We start from the raw sequence: 15,841 nt of genomic DNA, 5'->3' as shown, positions 1-15,841 counted from the left end.
TTGCCAATGACGGGGGCTCGTGCACGAGCTCGTCCGTCCGACGCTGCCCCATTTCTCGTTGTTCTTTGAAGGGCCACCACTATGAATGTGACCATCATCGGCTGCGGCTACGTCGGCCTCGTAACAGCGGCTTGTCTCGCGGACGTCGGTAACGACGTGTGCTGCTATGACGTCGATCAAGACAAGATCGGCATTCTGGAATCGGGCGGCATTCCGATTCACGAGCCGGGCTTGCATGAGATCGTTGCGCGCAACAAAGCCGCCGGAAGGCTGTCGTTCACCACCGACCCGCGTCGCGCGATGACCCAGCGCGAGGCGATCTTCATCGCCGTCGGCACACCGAGCGGCGAAGACGGCTCCGCCGATCTGCAATACGTGCTGGCAGCCGCCGCCGAAATCGGCCGCCACATCGAAGGCTTCACGGTCGTTGTCGACAAGTCGACGGTACCGGTCGGAACCGCGCGTCGCGTGCGCGATGCCATTGCCGAGCAGTTGGCGCAACGCGGCGTGGATGCGATGTTCTCCGTCGTGTCCAATCCGGAGTTCTTGAAGGAAGGCGCCGCGATTGAAGACTTCACGCGGCCGGAACGGATCGTCGTCGGTTGCGACGAGGACGTGCCGGGCGAACACGCGCGTGACACGATGAAGCGTCTGTACTCGCCGTACAACCGCAACCGCGATCGCATGCTGTTCATGGACGTTCGCTCCGCCGAGTTCACCAAGTACGCGGCCAATGCGATGCTGGCCACGCGCATTTCGTTCATGAACGAACTCGCGAATCTGGCCGAACGCGTCGGTGCGGACATCGAAGCGGTTCGCCGCGGCATCGGGTCGGATCCGCGCATCGGTTACCACTTCCTCTACGCCGGGTGCGGTTACGGCGGCTCTTGCTTCCCGAAGGACGTGCGCGCTTTGATGCAAACGGCACATGAGCAAGGCCAGTCGCTGCGGATTCTCGATGCCGTCTCCGAAGTCAACGCCGCGCAAAAGCAGGTGCTCGTCAGCAAAATCGTCGCACGCTTCGGTCAAGATTTGAGCGATCGTCTGTTCGGCGTCTGGGGGCTCGCGTTCAAGCCCGGCACCGACGACATGCGCGAAGCGCCGAGCCGCGTGCTGATCGCCGCGTTGCTCGAACGCGGCGCACGCGTAGTGGCTTTCGACCCTGTTGCGATGAAAGAGGCGCAGCGCGCATTGGCGACCGACTTGCGAGGCGAGCCGGAAGCGCTGGCACGCCTGACGCTGGTCGAAGACCAAATGGACGTCGCGGCCAATGCCGACGCGCTGGTCATCATGACCGAGTGGAAGGCGTTCAAGAGTCCCGACTTCGAAAGCCTCAAGGGGCGGCTCAAACACCCGATCGTGTTCGACGGACGCAACCTGTACGACCCGTTGGCGATGGACGAACTCGGCATCGAGTATCACTCGATCGGGCGGCCCGGCGCCGGCGCTCGCGCGGCCGAAGACACGCTCGGAACCCTGGGCCGCTCGGCCGCCGTCTCGCTCTGATCGGCGGGCCGCCACGCGGCTTCCGATAGGTGAGGGCATTCGGGAGCGGTCGCGCGCCGGTACGATTCGTATCGGCGCGAAGCCGCTTGACGGCCGCGGCATTCGGCGTGCGTGGGGCGACACGTGTATCATCGCCCCCGCGCCGCTCAATACCGAAAGCCCCATTCATACGATGTCAGTCGCCGAACTCAAGCGCCGCCGCACGTTTGCGGTCATTTCCCACCCCGATGCGGGGAAAACCACGCTCACCGAAAAACTCCTGCTGTTTTCGGGTGCGATTCAAATCGCCGGTACGGTGAAGGGTCGGAAGAGTAATCGCTATGCGACCTCCGACTGGATGGAAATCGAAAAGCAGCGCGGCATTTCCGTCGCGAGCTCGGTCATGCAGTTCGAATACGGCGACGCCGTCATCAATCTGCTCGACACGCCGGGCCACGAAGACTTCTCGGAAGATACCTATCGCGTGCTGACGGCGGTGGACGCCGCGGTCATGGTGATCGACGGCGCCAACGGCGTCGAAGCGCAAACGCTCAAGCTGCTCGAGGTGTGCCGCAGCCGCCGCACGCCGATCGTCACGTTCATCAATAAGCTCGACCGCGAAGTTCGCGCGCCGCTCGATTTGCTCGACGAAATCGAACAGCATCTCGGCGTATCGGCGGTGCCGTTCACCTGGCCGATCGGGATGGGCAAAGAATTCCAGGGCGTCTACGACATCATTCGCGACCAAGTGCGCGTATTTCGTGCGGGTCAGGACACGGCCGGCGGCGAGGTCGAGACGCTGTCGGCACTCGATAACGACGAAGGCGAGCGGCGTTTCGGCTTCGCGTGGAAGAAAGCCAAGGAAGAGATCGACCTCATTTGCGCGGCAACGCCCTCGTTCGACCGGGAGGCGTTCTTGGCGGGCCAGCAATCGCCCGTACTCTTCGGCTCGGCCATCAATAATTTCGGCGTGAAGGAAATTCTCGACGCCTTGGTGGAGCTGGCGCCGCCCCCGTCGATGCGGATGGCGGTCCAGCGGCCGGTGCTGCCCGACGAGCCCAAATTCACGGGCGTGGTGTTCAAGGTGCAGGCCAACATGGACCTCGCGCACCGCGATCGCGTTGCGTTCATCCGTGTGTGCTCGGGACGGTTCGAGCGCGGCATGGCGCTCAAGGTGACGCGCTCGGGCAAGACGTTTCGCGCGAACAACGTCGTCACGTTTCTTTCGCAGCGCAGAGAGACGGTAAGCGAAGCGTATCCCGGCGACATCATCGGTATTCCCAATCACGGCACGCTGAGCTTGGGCGACACGCTGACCGAAGGGGAGATGCTGCAATTCGTCGGGCTGCCGTTCTTCGCGCCGGAAATCTTCCAAACCGTCGAAGTCGTGGATCCCATGCGCGCCAAGCAGCTTGGGGAAGCGTTGAAGCAACTCGGCGAAGAAGGGGCGATCCAGGTGTTTCGCCCTGCCTACGGCGGCTCCATCATCCTCGGCGCGGTCGGGCAGCTCCAGTTCGAAGTGGTCTCGCACCGGCTTTCGGCGGAATACAAGGTCGACGTCCGCATCATGCCGGCACGCTATCGCATGTCGCGTTGGGTCACCTGTAGCGATCCCGCCGAGCTGCGCCGCTTTACCGATGCCTACGCGGCCCGGATGGCGCTCGATGCCGCCAATGCCCCCACCTACCTCGCTTCGCATATTTCGGAGATCGAGGTGGCGCAAAAGGCATGGCCGAATATCGTCTTCAACGAATTGCGGGAACACTCGGGCGCGCCGTTCAAGAAGAACCTTTGACCGTCCGCAGGGCAGGGGATGCCGGGCGCTATGCCCGGCGGATGCTTTCTTGTGTATCCTTCGTGTCAGCGCAATAACTCAGACGATATGCCGGGCGTCGCGCTGGCCGGATGCATTGAGGAGAGCACATGAGTGAGTCGACGTCGTCGCGCGCCCCTAGCGGCCTGTCATGTTGCGCTCATCTGCACTGGGGGGCCCACTTTTGCCACCTCTACGAAACGCGTGACGATTTGCTCGATACGCTGGTGCCCTTTTTTGCCGAAGGGCTAGCGAACAACGAGCAATGCTTATGGGTCACCTCCGATCCGCTCGACGTACACGCCGCCACCGCGGCGCTTGCCGCGCGCGTGCCAAGACTCGACGAGTACGTTAGTCGCGGCCAGATACGGATCGTCGATCACAGCGCTTGGCATACCCGTACGGGGCATCTCGATGCCGACTCGCTGATCGCCGCGTGGATCGAGGCCGAGCAAGCGGCGATCGCCGCCGGTTATGCCGGCCTGCGTGCGACGGGAAACGTCACGTTTCTTCGATCGCGCGAAGATTGGCGCGATTTCGAGCGGTACGAATCGAAGGTCACACAAGCGTTCGCCGGTCGTCGGTTGATCGGCTTGTGCAGTTATCAGGTGGGGATGACGAACGGCGCGGACGTCCTCGACGTCGTGCGCAATCACGAGTTCGCGATCGTCCGGCGCAACGGGACATGGGAATTGATCGAAAGCGCGGCGCTCGTTTCGGCGAAGCAGACGCTGCACGAGGCGAATCAGGACCTGGAGCGGCGCGTCGCGGCCCGCACGGCCGAACTGCGCGATGCGCTCGCGACGGTGGAGTCGCAAAAGCATGCACTCGAACAAGCGTTGAACGAGCGTGCCCATGCCCAACGCCGGCTGGAAGAGCAGCTTGCCGATGCCCACCTGCTGCAAGAAGTCAGCTCTACGTTGATCGACGAACAAGCAGTGCAAGGGCTCTATGAGCGCCTGCTGGCCGTCGCCTCGCAGGTCATGCGCTCGGATTTCGCGAGCATGCAGCGGCTGCATCGCGAGCAAGACGCGCTCGAATTGCTGGCACATCGCGGCTTCAGTCTTGACGCCGTCGAGCACTGGAAGTGGGTACGCGCAACCTCCTCGACAATCTGCGGCGCGACGTTTCGCGACCAGTCGCGCGTGGTCGCCGCCGATGTCGAAACCTCGCTCGAGGTGGGGGGCGACGACCTCGCGATATTCCGGCGCTTAGGTATCCGATCGGTGCAATCGACGCCGCTCGTGTCGCGAAGCGGCGAATTTCTCGGTGTCATCTCCACGCATTGGAGCGAAACGCATACCCCGTCGGAGCGCGATCTGCGGTTGTTCGACGTCATCGCGCGCCAGGCAGCGGACTTGATCGAGCGGACCTCGGCCCAAGAGGCGTTGCGCTTGAGAACCGAACAACTCGTGGAGGCGGATCGACGCAAGGACGAATTTCTGGCCACGCTCGCCCACGAATTGCGCAATCCGCTCGCGCCGATCCAGAACGGCTTGGCCGTGCTCAGGACCGGCAAGCTCGAGTTCGCACCGGTGGTGCTGCCGATGATGGAGCGGCAGCTTGCGCACATGGTGCGTCTAATCGACGACCTGCTCGACGTTTCGCGCGTGAGCCGCGGGCTCATCGCGCTCAAGCGCGAACGCGTCAAATTGCAGAGCGTCGTCGAGAACGCGGTCGAAACTAGCCGGCCGTTGCTCGAAGCGTCGGCTCACCAGTTGTCGATTCGCGTGCCGACGCAACCGGTATGGCTGGACGTCGATGCGACACGTGTGGCCCAAGTGCTCAGCAACGTGCTCAACAACGCAGCGAAATATACCCTTCGAGGCGGGCGCATCGAACTCGTGGCCGAGCTCGGCGCCGGCTCTGTGCAGATTCGCATTCGAGACACGGGCATCGGCATTCCGAAAGAGATGCTCGCCAAGATCTTCGATGTGTTCGCCCAAGTCGAGCAATCGATGGATCGGGCCCAAGGTGGCTTGGGACTGGGGCTTTCGCTTGCCAAACGGCTCGTCGAAATGCACGGCGGCGCAATCGAAGCGCATAGCGACGGGCCCGGGCACGGATCGACGTTCGTCATTCGGCTGCCGCTGCCGCTTTCCGACGTCTTGCCGGCGATTGCGCCCGATGCGCGGGCCGACGAGCCCGCCGCGAAACCAGGGATGCGGATCCTGGTAGTCGACGATAACGCCGATGCGGCCGAGTCGTTAGCGGTCTTGCTGACCTACTCCGGCCATGAGACGCGCGCGGTGCACGAGCCGCGCGGCGCGCTCGGTGCAGCGCTCGAATTCAAGCCGGAACTGGTTTTCCTCGATCTAGGCATGCCTTATCTATCGGGCTTCGACCTCGCGGCTCAGTTGCGCGAACATCCTTCGTTGAAAGACGCGGTGCTCATCGCGCTTAGTGGTTGGGGCACGGACGAGGATCGTGTGGGCAGCAAGCAGGCCGGCATCGATCATCATTTGACGAAGCCGGTTCGGCTGCAAGATATCGAAGCGTTGCTGGCGCAGGTTTCGACGAAAAGCGAGCCGGCGCCGGCCTCGCGGCTCGCAGGCTAATTGCACGAGCGTGCCCGTATCGATGCGGTCGCGCACGAGTCACGACGGAAGCTAGGCAAGCCCGAGGCCGCTGACGGCGACGTCGGCGATCGCATCGAGATCGTCTAGCCGCACGCGAATGATTACCTCGTCCACGAGATCATTAGCAGTCCTACGCGATTGGCCGCGGCCAAGGCGTTCGCGCTCGACCACCTTGCATCGGGAGCACCCCGCCCCGTCATCGCAAAGACATTCGAATTCGACGACATCGTCGCCGCACACCGCTTCTTGAAGTCGAACGAGCAGTTCGGAAAGATTGTCGTCAACGTATAGCCGGGCACGGGGCGCCAACGCAAGCGGCGGCGGATTACCGCTTATTCGACGAGATTTCGATCGTGCGGGGAAGTGCAACCTCGGATGCGGCAACCGTGTTCGGATGCGAGCCGGCTTCATTCGATCCCATGGCCCGCTGCACTGCCTCGCAGCGTTCGTTCGGCACGAGCAGCCATGTTGCATCGAGCGCCGATGCGATCGATTCGAGCGTCGACGCTTTCGTATCGCCGCGGCCCCGCAAGACGGCGGATAAGTTCGGCACGGCCATGCCGACGAGGCCGCCGATCGCAGCCAAGCTCAAGCGCCGATGCGCGCGTAGCGCAGCAAGCTGATCAGTGAAACGCATGGGGCCCCGTCTCCCGGAATGTTATGCTGCAATATAACATTTATGCGCATAACCTCTCGCCGTCGTTTTGAAAAATGACAGCGCGGAATCGGCTCAACGGGCCGTGTGCGGGCCCACGGCGCTACTGGCTTCGCGCTGTGCCCATTGCGGCGCACCCCCGCCCATTGCGGCGAACCATTGCGCCGTATCGACATAGCGCTGTCCTTTCGCCTTCGCGTAGCCGAGCCGAGCTTGAGCATAGAGACGTTGCGCCTGGAGGACATCCACCAGGCTCGCCGTGCCGACGCGATAGCTTTCCTGCAACAACTGGAGCGACGCCTGGGCGGTATCCAAGGCCGTCCGTTGCGCGGCTAATGCGTCGGCATCGTGTTGCAGCGCTCGGAGCGTGTCCGCCACCTGGCCGAACGCTTGCAACACGGTTTGCCGGTAGATGCCGAGCTGGGCGTCGAATGCATCCACCGCGGCTTGCTTTTGCGCGGTCAAAGCGCCGCCGTGAAAGAGCGGCGCCGTCAGCGCCGCGGCAACCGTCCACAAGCCGTTGGTGGCGTCGAAGAGCGGTCCCATCGATGCCGCGGCTTGCGTCCACGACGCGCTTAACGTCACGTTCGGGTACAGCGCCGCCGTCGCGATGCCGATCTGGGCGCTCGCGGCATGCAACTGCGCCTGCGCCGCGCCGACATCGGGACGAGTCAATAGCCAAGTCGACGGAAGCGTGGCGGGCACCTCGGTCGGCAGCGTCAGCATGGCGAAGTCGAAGGTCGGCGGCTGCCATTGTGCGGGCGTCTTGCCGACCAAGATGGCCAGGGCATCGTCGGCGGCGCTGAGCTGTTGCTCAAGCGGCGGGGAGAGTGCGAGATCGGCGGCGAGTTGGCTGCGTGCGGCGAGCTCGTCGCTGAGCGCGGCTTTGCCGACCTCTCGCTCGATCGAGACGAGCTCGAGGTTGTGCTTGTCGACGGCGACGATGTCGGCGATCGCGCGCAGTTGCTCGCGCACGGTGGCGGCCGTCAGCGCTTCGGTTACGGTATTGCCGGTCAGCGCGAGGTACGCGGCGGCCAATGCGTAACGCTGAGAATCGGCCAGCGCCGTCTGGGCCTCGACCTCGCGCCGCTTGCCGCCGAACAGATCGAGCGGATAGCTGACGGTAGGGCCGATAGCCAGCAGGTTGGTGGTCGCAGAGGTCGCGCCGTTGCCGCTGCGTATCCTCTCCCTCTGCGCGCTAGCCCCGAGATCGGCCTGCGGATAGAGTCCGCCTCGGGCGATGAGAATCGCTTGTTGCGCCTGGGCCAGCGTAGCGCGCGCGGTGTCGAGGGTGGGGTTGTCGGCGATTGCTTGCGAAACCGTTTCGTCGAGTGCCTGCGAACGATACGCTGACCACCAGCGCCGATCGATGTCCGCTCCCCAATGCAGCTGTTGCGCGGGGTCGGCCGGGCCTGCCGTGGGCAGCTCGGTTCGACCGGCAACGTAACCGGCGACATCGGGCGGCGCGGGACGCTTAAAGTCGGGACCCACCATGCAACCGGAGAGCGTCAACGCCAAGGCCGGCAACATGAGAGCCCACAGAGTGGCGCAGCGCAGGCGAGGCGCCGATATCGAGCAGTCATTCATAGCGCAGGGCCTCGATGGGGTCGAGCCGCGACGCCTTCTTCGCCGGGTAGTAGCCGAAGAAGACGCCGACGGCTGCCGAAAACGCAAAGCCGCCGACGATGGCAGCGGGCGAGAGCAGCGTCGGCCAGCGAGCGATAACCGTCACCAGTTCCGATACGGCGATGCCGAAGACGATCCCGCCGATGCCACCGCTTACGCTCAAAAAGACGGCTTCGATCAGAAATTGCAGCAGAACGTGTAGACGCCGCGCGCCGATCGCCATGCGCAGGCCGATTTCGCGCGTGCGCTCCGTGACCGATACGAGCAGGATGTTCATGATGCCGATGCCGCCGACGAGCAGCGAGATCGATGCGATGGCGGCCAGCAAGAGCGCCATGATGCGGCTGCTGCCCTCGGCCGTTTGTGCGATCTGACTTAGGTTGCGGACGGCGAAGTCGTTGTCGTCCGAGGCGCGCAGGCGATGGCGCCGCCGTAGCGTATCGGTCACCTGCGCGATGGCCGTTTGAACGAGTTGCGGACTCGCGGCTTGGACATAGATTTGATTGACGTATCCGGTCAACCTCGGCGGCGTGCCGTACGGGTTCGGTACGGGCGGGAAATTAGTATTCGCGTTCGTCTGCGCTTGACTTGGGACGGCTACGCCGAGGACTTTGCGCTCGGCGCTGCTGAACGGAATGATGATGACGTCGTCTTGGTCTTGGCCGTAAGCGGTCTGGCCTTTGGGAGCGAGTAGGCCGACGACGCGCAACGCCGCGCCTTTGACGAGGATCGTTGCGCCGATGGGGTTTTCCGCCGCACCGAAGAGCTGCTGATACACGGTTTGCCCGATGAGCGCGACCATCGTTGCATCGCGCTCGTCGTCTTCGTCTACTGCCCGGCCGGAGGCGATATGCCAACCCGTGATGTCCAAGTAGGCGGGCGCGATCCCCTGAATATTGGTCGACCAGTTTCGTCCCCCATACTCGGCCTGCCCCAACTGCCGAATCAGATAGCTCACGGTGCTGACGGCCGACGCGTCGCGTTTGAGCGCGCGCGCGTCGTCGACGGTCAGCGTCGACGCGCTGCCCGAGCCGGCGCGCACGCCGGTTGCCGTCGTGGCGCCCGGAACGACGACGAGCAGATTGGTGCCGAGACTTTCTATCTGCTTGCGCACCGCTTCGTTCGCGCCTTGTCCGATCGCGACCATCGCGATCAATGCGGCGACGCCGATGAACACGCCCAGCACCGTGAGCGCCGAGCGCATCTTGTTGCGCCAAAGCGCGAGCGCCGCGGCCGAGAACGTCATCTTCGCAAAGCCGGCGGTGGCGGGGCCGGTCGGGCCTGCCGGCGCGGCAGCGACCCCGGCGGCCATATAAGGAGGCAGCGCCGTATCGGAGGCGGCGCTCTGGGCAGGTGCCGAGACGCGGCGCTCGTCGGAGACGATTTTGCCGTCACGCATGGTGACGACGCGATCCGTGTATTGGGCGATATCGGGTTCGTGCGTGACGACGATGAGCGTAACGCCCTGCTCGCGGTTGAGCGTGCGCAGCATCACCATGATTTCGTGCGACGTGCGCGTGTCGAGATTGCCGGTCGGTTCGTCGGCGAGCACGATGCTGGGGCGTCCGATTAGCGCCCGCGCGATCGCGACGCGCTGTTGTTGACCGCCCGAAAGCTGGCTGGGCCAGTTGCCTTCGCGCTCGCTCAGGCCTACGAAGCGCAGTGCCGCGCGGGCGCGTTCGAGCCGCTCGGCATGATTGGCCGGACCGCCGGCCGCGTAGAACAGCGGCAGGGCGACATTTTCCAATGCGCTCGTGCGTGCGAGCAAATTGAAGCTTTGAAACACGAAGCCGATGCGGCTGGAGCGAATGCGCGCGAGTTCGGGTTCGGCAAGGCTGGCCGTATCGGCGCCTTCGAGGACGTAACGTCCGCCGCTTGGCCGATCGAGGCAGCCGAGGACGTTCATCAACGTCGATTTGCCCGAGCCCGACGAACCCATGATGGCAATGAACTCGCCGCGCTCGATCGTCAAGCTCACGTCATCCAGCGCGCGCAGCTCGGTGCCGCCCGCGGCGTAGATTTTCGTCACATGCGTCAGTTCAACGACCGTTTCGCTCATGGCGGACCTCGCGAGCGTCAGGCACGAAGCCGAGGCCCGGCGACGCCCGGCGCGGCTGCGTTGCCCGCCGTCTCGCCGACGATGACGGTATCGCCTTCACGAATGTCGCCGCTCGTTACTTCGGAGTACGAATCGTCGTCTAGACCGGTCGTCACCGTCACCGCCACCGGGTGAGCGTCGCGCAAGACCCAGATGCGAACTGCACCCGCGGGTAGCTCGGGAAGCTTGGACGACGGCGATACGCCAGAAGGCGTGAAGCGCAGCGCCGGATCGGGCACGCGCAGCACGTGTTGGCGCGTGGCGAGGACGATTCGCGCGGTCGCCGTCATGCCTGGCTTCAGGCTCAGATCGGCATTGCGTACGCCGATCACCACGTCGTACGTGACGACGTTTTGAACCGTTTGCGGCGCTTGCCGAACCTGCACCACGTGGCCCTCGAAGCGACGTTTCGGATACGCTTCGACAGTGAATGTCGCCGGCGTGTTTTCGTGCAGACCGCCGATGTCGCTTTCGCTGACATTCGCGTCAACCTGCATTTGCGTGAGGTCGGTTGCGATGAGAAAGAGCGTCGGCGTTTGGAAACTGGCGGCGACCGTTTGTCCGATCGTGATGTTGCGCGAAACGACGGTGCCGTCGACCGGCGACACGATGTTCGTGTAATCGAGATTGACCTCCGCCGTACGAAGCCCGGCGCTACGCTGCGCGATCACGGCCGTATCGACGGCCACTTGCGCTTGCGCCTGTTCGTATGCGCTGCGCGCATTGTCGGCCGTGTCGCGCGAGACGATGCCGTGTTGCAGCAGCGTCGCGTTGCGCGCCGATGCGCTCTTCGTGTACGCCAGCTGCGCGCGATCTTTCAAGATTTGCGCGCGTGCATTGGCAAGATCCGCGCGGGCCTGATCGACGAGCGCTTGGTAGGGGCGCGGATCGATCTTGGCGCATAGCTGTCCCTTGCGAACCTGTGTGTTGAAGTCGCAGAACTGTTGCTGGATGACGCCCGACACGTAGCTGCCGACGATGATCGTCAAGACCGGATTGACCGTACCGGTCGCGCTGACCGAATGCGAGATGTCGCCGCGTGTAATGGGCTGCGTGACGTAATACCGGGGAGCGGGGCGCGTCGCGAACCACCATGCGGCGCCCGCCGCTGCGACGACGGCTGCTGCGGCGGCGAAGTAGCCGACGTATTTGCGCCGATGCGTCGGGCGCTGCGAACCCGCCTCGGGCGCGGGATTGCCCGAGCCCGTCTCGCGGACGGCAGTCCCATCGCTAGCGGCAGTTCGAACGTTCGACACGAAATCCCTCTTTGTCGACGAGACCTCGGCTCCCGCGAGCGCCGATCGCCCGCCGGGCTGCATGCCCCGATGCAACCATCATCGGCGCGCCTATGCCCCGGGGCCTTGACGCGTATCAAACGTTCGCCGCCCGAGCGTGCGTACAGTGCCTGCATGGACCCTCATTTCGTCACGCGCTGGCGCGCGCGGCTGCGCGCGCACTCTATCCTCTTGTGGGCGTTCGTCGCATTGGCCGTGGCGGCAAGCGCTTACGGGGCATGGCGTTGGCCATCGCTATTCGGCTCGGCCGGTGTGCCGGAGCGTGTCGTCGTCTCGGGCAACATCGAGGCGCACGAAAGCGTGCTCAGCGTGACGCAAGTGCAGGCTCCTATCGTCTATTTGCCGTTCGACGAGGGCGCGCGCGTTGCGCGCGGCACCGTTTTAGCTCGGCTCGACGATCGGCTCTACCGGCGCCAGGTCGACATCGATCGGGCCACGCTCGCAGTGCAGTCGGCGCAAGTCGACGCGAATCGCAGCACGCTGGCGGCCGCGACCAGCAGCGTTGCCAGCGATCGCTTCGATTTGGCGCAAAAGCAGCTCGATTACATGCGCGCCGATACGCTCGCCAAGCACCAGGCCGTCTCTCAGCAGGCCCGCGATTTGGCATTGACGGCACGCGAGCAGTCGGCGGCGCAGCTTGCGCACGATCAGGCGCTCGTCGATGTGGCCCGCAACGCCGTCGTGTTGGCGACAGCCAATGTCGAGGCGGCGCGCGCCAAGCTCGCCCTCGACCAAACGACGCTCTCCTATGCGGAGCTGCGAGCGCCCTTCGACGGTGTCATTACGGTTCGGGAAGCCGAATTGGGGCAACTGGCCGGGCCGGGCGTGGCCCTACTTACGCTCGATGAACTCGATCATGTTTGGCTGCGGGCTTACGTGAACGAGATGGACGTAGGACGTATTCGACTGGGGCAGGCGGTCGATGTTACGACCGACGCCTATCCGGCCAAAATCTACCGCGGCCGAGTCAGTTTCATCTCACCCCGAGCGGAGTTCACGCCAAAAACCGTTGAGACGCATGCGCAGCGTGTCACCCTCGTCTACCGTGTCCGAATCGACATCGACAATCCCACGCATGAGTTGCTGCCGGGAATGCCGGCCGATGGTTCGATCGCGGCGCGCGCGAGCGGGCAATGAACGAGGCGGCGATCGTCATCGAGCACGTAGGGCGGCGGTTCGGCGAACTGCAAGCCGTACGCGACGTGACGCTTGCCGTCGAACGCGGCGAAATCTTCGGGCTCGTCGGGCCCGACGGCGCGGGCAAAACCACGCTGATCCGCATGCTTGCGGGTGTATTGCATCCCGACACGGGGCGGATCGTATTGGAGGGCATCGACGTAGCCGCCGATCCCGAACGCGCCAAGACCGCACTCGGGTACATGCCGCAGCGCTTCGGCTTGTATGAAGATTTGACCGTCGACGAGAACGCGTTTTTCTACGGCGAACTCTTCGAAGTGCCGCGCAAAGACTATCGCGTACGCATGGCGCAATTGCTCGATGCGGCCGGGCTTGCGCCATTCAGAAAGCGACTCGCGGGCCAATTGTCCGGCGGCATGAAACAAAAGCTCGGGCTCGTGTGCGCACTGATCCATACGCCGAAGGTCTTGCTGCTCGACGAGCCGACGACCGGTGTCGATCCCGTCTCGCGGCGCGACTTCTGGGCCATTCTTTATCAATTGCGCGATCAAGGCGTGACGATCGTGATGTCGACGGCCTATATGGACGAGGCGCAACGGTGTTCTCGGCTCGCTTTATTGCACGCGGGCGAGGTGCGCGATTGCGCCACGCCGGATGCGCTCAAGCGCAATTTGCGCGGTGCGTTGCTGGCGATCGCCGGTGCGGCGCCTCGGGCCATCCGCGACGCGCTGGCGGCTGCACCCGGTGTGCTTGGCGTATTGCTCATGGGCGACCGCGTACACGTGCGGGTCGACGATGTATCGCGTAGCGCCGAATTGGAAGCGCGGTTAAGCGCCGCGGCGATCGATCACACGTCGATCGAAACGATCGAGCCGGGCATCGAAGACATATTCGTCGCGCTGGTCGGAGATACCGGATGAGCGCCGCGACGACCGCTTCCATGCCGCCCGACTCGGCCGGGACGAGTAAGCCGACGACGTCCGAACCGCCAGTCGTCATCGCTCGCGGGTTGACGAAGCGCTTCGGCAATTTCACCGCTGTCGACGGGCTCGATCTCACGATCGCGAAAGGCGAGGTCGTCGGATTCATCGGGCCGAACGGCTCCGGCAAATCCACGACGATTCGCATGCTTTGCGCGCTGCTTGCGCCGAGCGCCGGCAGTGCATCGGTGGCGGGTTTCGATGTCGCCCGCGAGCCCGAGATCGTGCGCACGCACATCGGCTACATGTCGCAAAAGTTTTCTCTCTACGGGGATTTGACCTGTCGCGAGAATTTGCGCTTTTTCGCGGGCATTTATCGCGTGCCGCGTGCGGTATTCGACGAACGAATGCGCTTCGCTATCGAAATGGCGGGCATCGAAGGGCGCGAGGATACGCTCGTGCGAACGCTGGCGGGCGGCTGGCGGCAGCGCCTCGCACTCGGCTGTGCGATTTTGCATCGGCCGCCGGTGTTGTTCCTCGACGAACCGACGTCGGGCGTGGAGCCGCAAGCGCGGCGGCGCTTTTGGGACCTCATCCATCAACTCGCGGGAGACGGCGTCACGGTGCTCGTTTCCACGCACTATATGGACGAAGCCGAATACTGCAATCGCATCGCCTTGATCGACGCAGGCCGTCTCATCACCGTCGGCAGCCCCAACGAGCTGCGCGGCGAGCAATTGGGCGGCTTGCTCTACGAATGCGCGTGTCCGTCGCTCGGCGAGGCCGTCGCCGTGCTGCGCGACGCGCCCGGCGTGCTCGACGGGGCGATTTTCGGCGACAAGCTGCATGTGCTGCTTGCCGATACACCCGGGACGGCCGCCGCATCGAGTGCCTCGGCCGTCTCGGCATGGCTCGCGAGCAAGGGTATCGAGGCAGGCCCATTCGTGCCGATTCGCCCGGGGTTAGAGGACGTGTTTGTGCAACTCGTCTCGCGCGCGAGTGCAAAGGGGGCATCGTGACCGGCTCGGCCCGAGCAAGGGAGGGCACATGAAGCTGCGCCGCCTGCTCGCAGTGGCCTACAAGGAAGCGCTGCAAATCTGGCGCGATTCGCGCAGCCTCGCCATCGCGTTGCTCATGCCGTTGATGCAGATGCTGCTGCTCGGTTACGGCGTGAGCCTCGACATACGGCAGGTACCGCTGTGCGTGCGCGACGAAGCACAAAGCCAGGCAAGCCGCGAACTCGTCGAGCGCTTCGTCGCATCGGGCTGGTTCGCTCCGCAGCGTGCGCTGACGAGCGAGCGATCGGTGCGCGAGGCGATCGATCATGGGCGCTGCGCGGGTGTCGTGACGATTCCTGTCGATTTCACGCGTGTGCTGACGACGACCGGCGTTGCCTCCGTGCAGGCGGTTTTCGATGCGACCGATACGAATACGACGAACATTGCGATCGGCTATGCACAGGGCGTCATCGCTAAAACGACGGCCGATTTCGAAACGCGCTGGGCTGCCGATCACGGGATGCGTGTGCCGTCCGTGGGCACTGTCGATTTGGAACCGCGCGTTTGGTACAACGAAGGGCTCGATAGCCGCAACTTCATCATCCCGGGGGTGGTGGCAGTGATTCTCGCGCTCGTCGGCGCGCAGCTGACTTCGCTGACGGTGGCGCGCGAATGGGAACGCGGCACGATGGAGCAGCTCATCTCGACGCCGGTCACGGCCCTCGAGCTCATGCTGGGCAAACTGATTCCCTACTTCGCGATCGGCTTTACCGACGCCGTCTTTTGCATCGTCGGCGCGGTCTATTGGTTTCACGTGCCGTTTCGAGGAAGTTTGCTCACGCTGGCCGCTACGACGGCGCTCTTCACGCTGGTCGTACTCGGCATCGGATATTTGATGTCGGTGCGTATTCACAGCCAACTCGGTGCGAGTCAAGTCGCGTTGCTGCTGACGATGCTGCCGACGACGATGCTCTCGGGCTACACCTTCGCCATCGAACAAATGCCCGCGCCGATTCGCGCGGTGACGTTACTGGTCTACGCGCGATATTACGTGACGATCTTACGGTCGGTGTTTCTGAAAGGCAGTACGTTGATCGACCTTGCCATTCCGATCGCGGCGCTCGCTCTCTATGCGCTCGTCATCGGTTGGCTCAGCGTGCGCGCGTTTCGAAAGCATCTCGATTGAATTGGGTAATTGAGCTAGGAACCTCACTTAAGGACGCATGGAGCGAGTA

12 protein-coding genes are annotated in these 15,841 nt (G+C 63.9%); 8 read left to right on the top strand and 4 right to left on the bottom strand.

The window, feature by feature from the left end; translation table 11 throughout:
* Positions 1-81 precede the first annotated feature (81 nt).
* The 4 genes from AB1286_RS31580 (at position 82) to AB1286_RS31565 (ending at position 6,168) form a co-directional block, all read left to right on the top strand.
* Positions 82-1,506 (top strand): UDP-glucose dehydrogenase family protein, encoded by a 1,425-nt coding sequence (locus AB1286_RS31580; RefSeq protein ID WP_430367122.1) that lies wholly within the window; start codon positions 82-84, stop codon positions 1,504-1,506.
* A 172-nt stretch (positions 1,507-1,678) separates the two neighbouring features.
* Positions 1,679-3,280 carry a peptide chain release factor 3 gene (locus AB1286_RS31575; protein ID WP_430367121.1) on the top strand — a complete coding sequence of 534 codons (1,602 nt, stop codon included), beginning with the start codon at positions 1,679-1,681 and terminating at the stop codon, positions 3,278-3,280.
* Between the two features lie 128 nt (positions 3,281-3,408).
* Positions 3,409-5,856, top strand: coding sequence for an MEDS domain-containing protein (locus AB1286_RS31570; RefSeq protein WP_430367120.1), 2,448 nt, complete (start codon positions 3,409-3,411; stop codon positions 5,854-5,856).
* A 159-nt stretch (positions 5,857-6,015) separates the two neighbouring features.
* Positions 6,016-6,168, top strand: a complete 153-nt coding sequence (locus AB1286_RS31565; protein WP_430367119.1) for a zinc-binding dehydrogenase — start codon at positions 6,016-6,018, stop codon at positions 6,166-6,168.
* A gap of 34 nt (positions 6,169-6,202) precedes the next feature.
* Here AB1286_RS31565 and AB1286_RS31560 read toward each other — a convergent pair whose 3' ends face one another.
* From AB1286_RS31560 to AB1286_RS31545, 4 genes are all read right to left on the bottom strand, one after another.
* Complete coding sequence (locus AB1286_RS31560) at positions 6,203-6,514, bottom strand: helix-turn-helix domain-containing protein (RefSeq protein WP_430367118.1); 312 nt, start codon at positions 6,512-6,514, stop codon at positions 6,203-6,205.
* Between the two features lie 93 nt (positions 6,515-6,607).
* The gene (locus tag AB1286_RS31555; protein WP_430367117.1) at positions 6,608-8,119 is read right to left on the bottom strand and encodes an efflux transporter outer membrane subunit; all 1,512 of its coding nucleotides are present in this window, start codon (positions 8,117-8,119) and stop codon (positions 6,608-6,610) included.
* A complete protein-coding gene (locus AB1286_RS31550) occupies positions 8,112-10,217 on the bottom strand; it encodes an ABC transporter permease (protein ID WP_430367116.1) in 2,106 nt (701 codons plus the stop codon). Before AB1286_RS31550 ends, AB1286_RS31555 begins: the two co-directional genes overlap by 8 nt.
* Positions 10,218-10,234: 17 nt before the next feature.
* On the bottom strand, positions 10,235-11,512 hold the full coding sequence (locus AB1286_RS31545; protein ID WP_430367115.1) for an efflux RND transporter periplasmic adaptor subunit: 1,278 nt from the start codon (positions 11,510-11,512) through the stop codon (positions 10,235-10,237).
* A 153-nt stretch (positions 11,513-11,665) separates the two neighbouring features.
* Between AB1286_RS31545 and AB1286_RS31540 the strand changes: the two genes are divergently transcribed.
* Genes AB1286_RS31540 through AB1286_RS31525 form a run of 4 tightly spaced genes read left to right on the top strand, consistent with a single transcriptional unit; the run spans position 11,666 to position 15,792 of the window.
* Entirely contained in the window at positions 11,666-12,688 is a 1,023-nt protein-coding gene (locus AB1286_RS31540; protein ID WP_430367114.1) for an HlyD family secretion protein, read from the top strand.
* Positions 12,685-13,608 carry an ATP-binding cassette domain-containing protein gene (locus tag AB1286_RS31535; RefSeq protein ID WP_430367113.1) on the top strand — a complete coding sequence of 308 codons (924 nt, stop codon included), beginning with the start codon at positions 12,685-12,687 and terminating at the stop codon, positions 13,606-13,608. Before AB1286_RS31540 ends, AB1286_RS31535 begins: the two co-directional genes overlap by 4 nt.
* 20 nt (positions 13,609-13,628) lie before the next feature.
* A complete protein-coding gene (locus AB1286_RS31530) occupies positions 13,629-14,627 on the top strand; it encodes an ABC transporter ATP-binding protein (protein WP_430367376.1) in 999 nt (332 codons plus the stop codon).
* 28 nt (positions 14,628-14,655) lie between these two features.
* Positions 14,656-15,792 (top strand): ABC transporter permease, encoded by a 1,137-nt coding sequence (locus tag AB1286_RS31525; RefSeq protein WP_430367112.1) that lies wholly within the window; start codon positions 14,656-14,658, stop codon positions 15,790-15,792.
* The last annotated feature ends 49 nt before the right edge of the window (positions 15,793-15,841 follow it).

Origin of the sequence: Trinickia sp. NRRL B-1857 (assembly GCF_050470685.1) — a bacterium.
In the GTDB taxonomy this organism is placed as follows: Bacteria; Pseudomonadota; Gammaproteobacteria; order Burkholderiales; family Burkholderiaceae; genus Trinickia.
Note: the sequence above shows the minus strand (reverse complement) of the source record. Positions and strands in the feature narration are given on the sequence as shown.

What these genes read in the sequence shown, in the direction of transcription:
- AB1286_RS31580 (WP_430367122.1), top strand. Translation starts at nt 82, where the DNA reads ATGAATGTGACCATCATCGGCTGCGGCTACGTCGGCCTCGTAACAGCG.
- AB1286_RS31575 (WP_430367121.1), top strand. Translation starts at nt 1,679, where the DNA reads ATGTCAGTCGCCGAACTCAAGCGCCGCCGCACGTTTGCGGTCATTTCC.
- AB1286_RS31570 (WP_430367120.1), top strand. Translation starts at nt 3,409, where the DNA reads ATGAGTGAGTCGACGTCGTCGCGCGCCCCTAGCGGCCTGTCATGTTGC.
- AB1286_RS31560 (WP_430367118.1), bottom strand. Translation starts at nt 6,514, where the DNA reads ATGCGTTTCACTGATCAGCTTGCTGCGCTACGCGCGCATCGGCGCTTG.
- AB1286_RS31555 (WP_430367117.1), bottom strand. Translation starts at nt 8,119, where the DNA reads ATGAATGACTGCTCGATATCGGCGCCTCGCCTGCGCTGCGCCACTCTG.
- AB1286_RS31550 (WP_430367116.1), bottom strand. Translation starts at nt 10,217, where the DNA reads ATGAGCGAAACGGTCGTTGAACTGACGCATGTGACGAAAATCTACGCC.
- AB1286_RS31540 (WP_430367114.1), top strand. Translation starts at nt 11,666, where the DNA reads ATGGACCCTCATTTCGTCACGCGCTGGCGCGCGCGGCTGCGCGCGCAC.
- AB1286_RS31535 (WP_430367113.1), top strand. Translation starts at nt 12,685, where the DNA reads ATGAACGAGGCGGCGATCGTCATCGAGCACGTAGGGCGGCGGTTCGGC.
- AB1286_RS31530 (WP_430367376.1), top strand. Translation starts at nt 13,629, where the DNA reads ATGCCGCCCGACTCGGCCGGGACGAGTAAGCCGACGACGTCCGAACCG.
- AB1286_RS31525 (WP_430367112.1), top strand. Translation starts at nt 14,656, where the DNA reads ATGAAGCTGCGCCGCCTGCTCGCAGTGGCCTACAAGGAAGCGCTGCAA.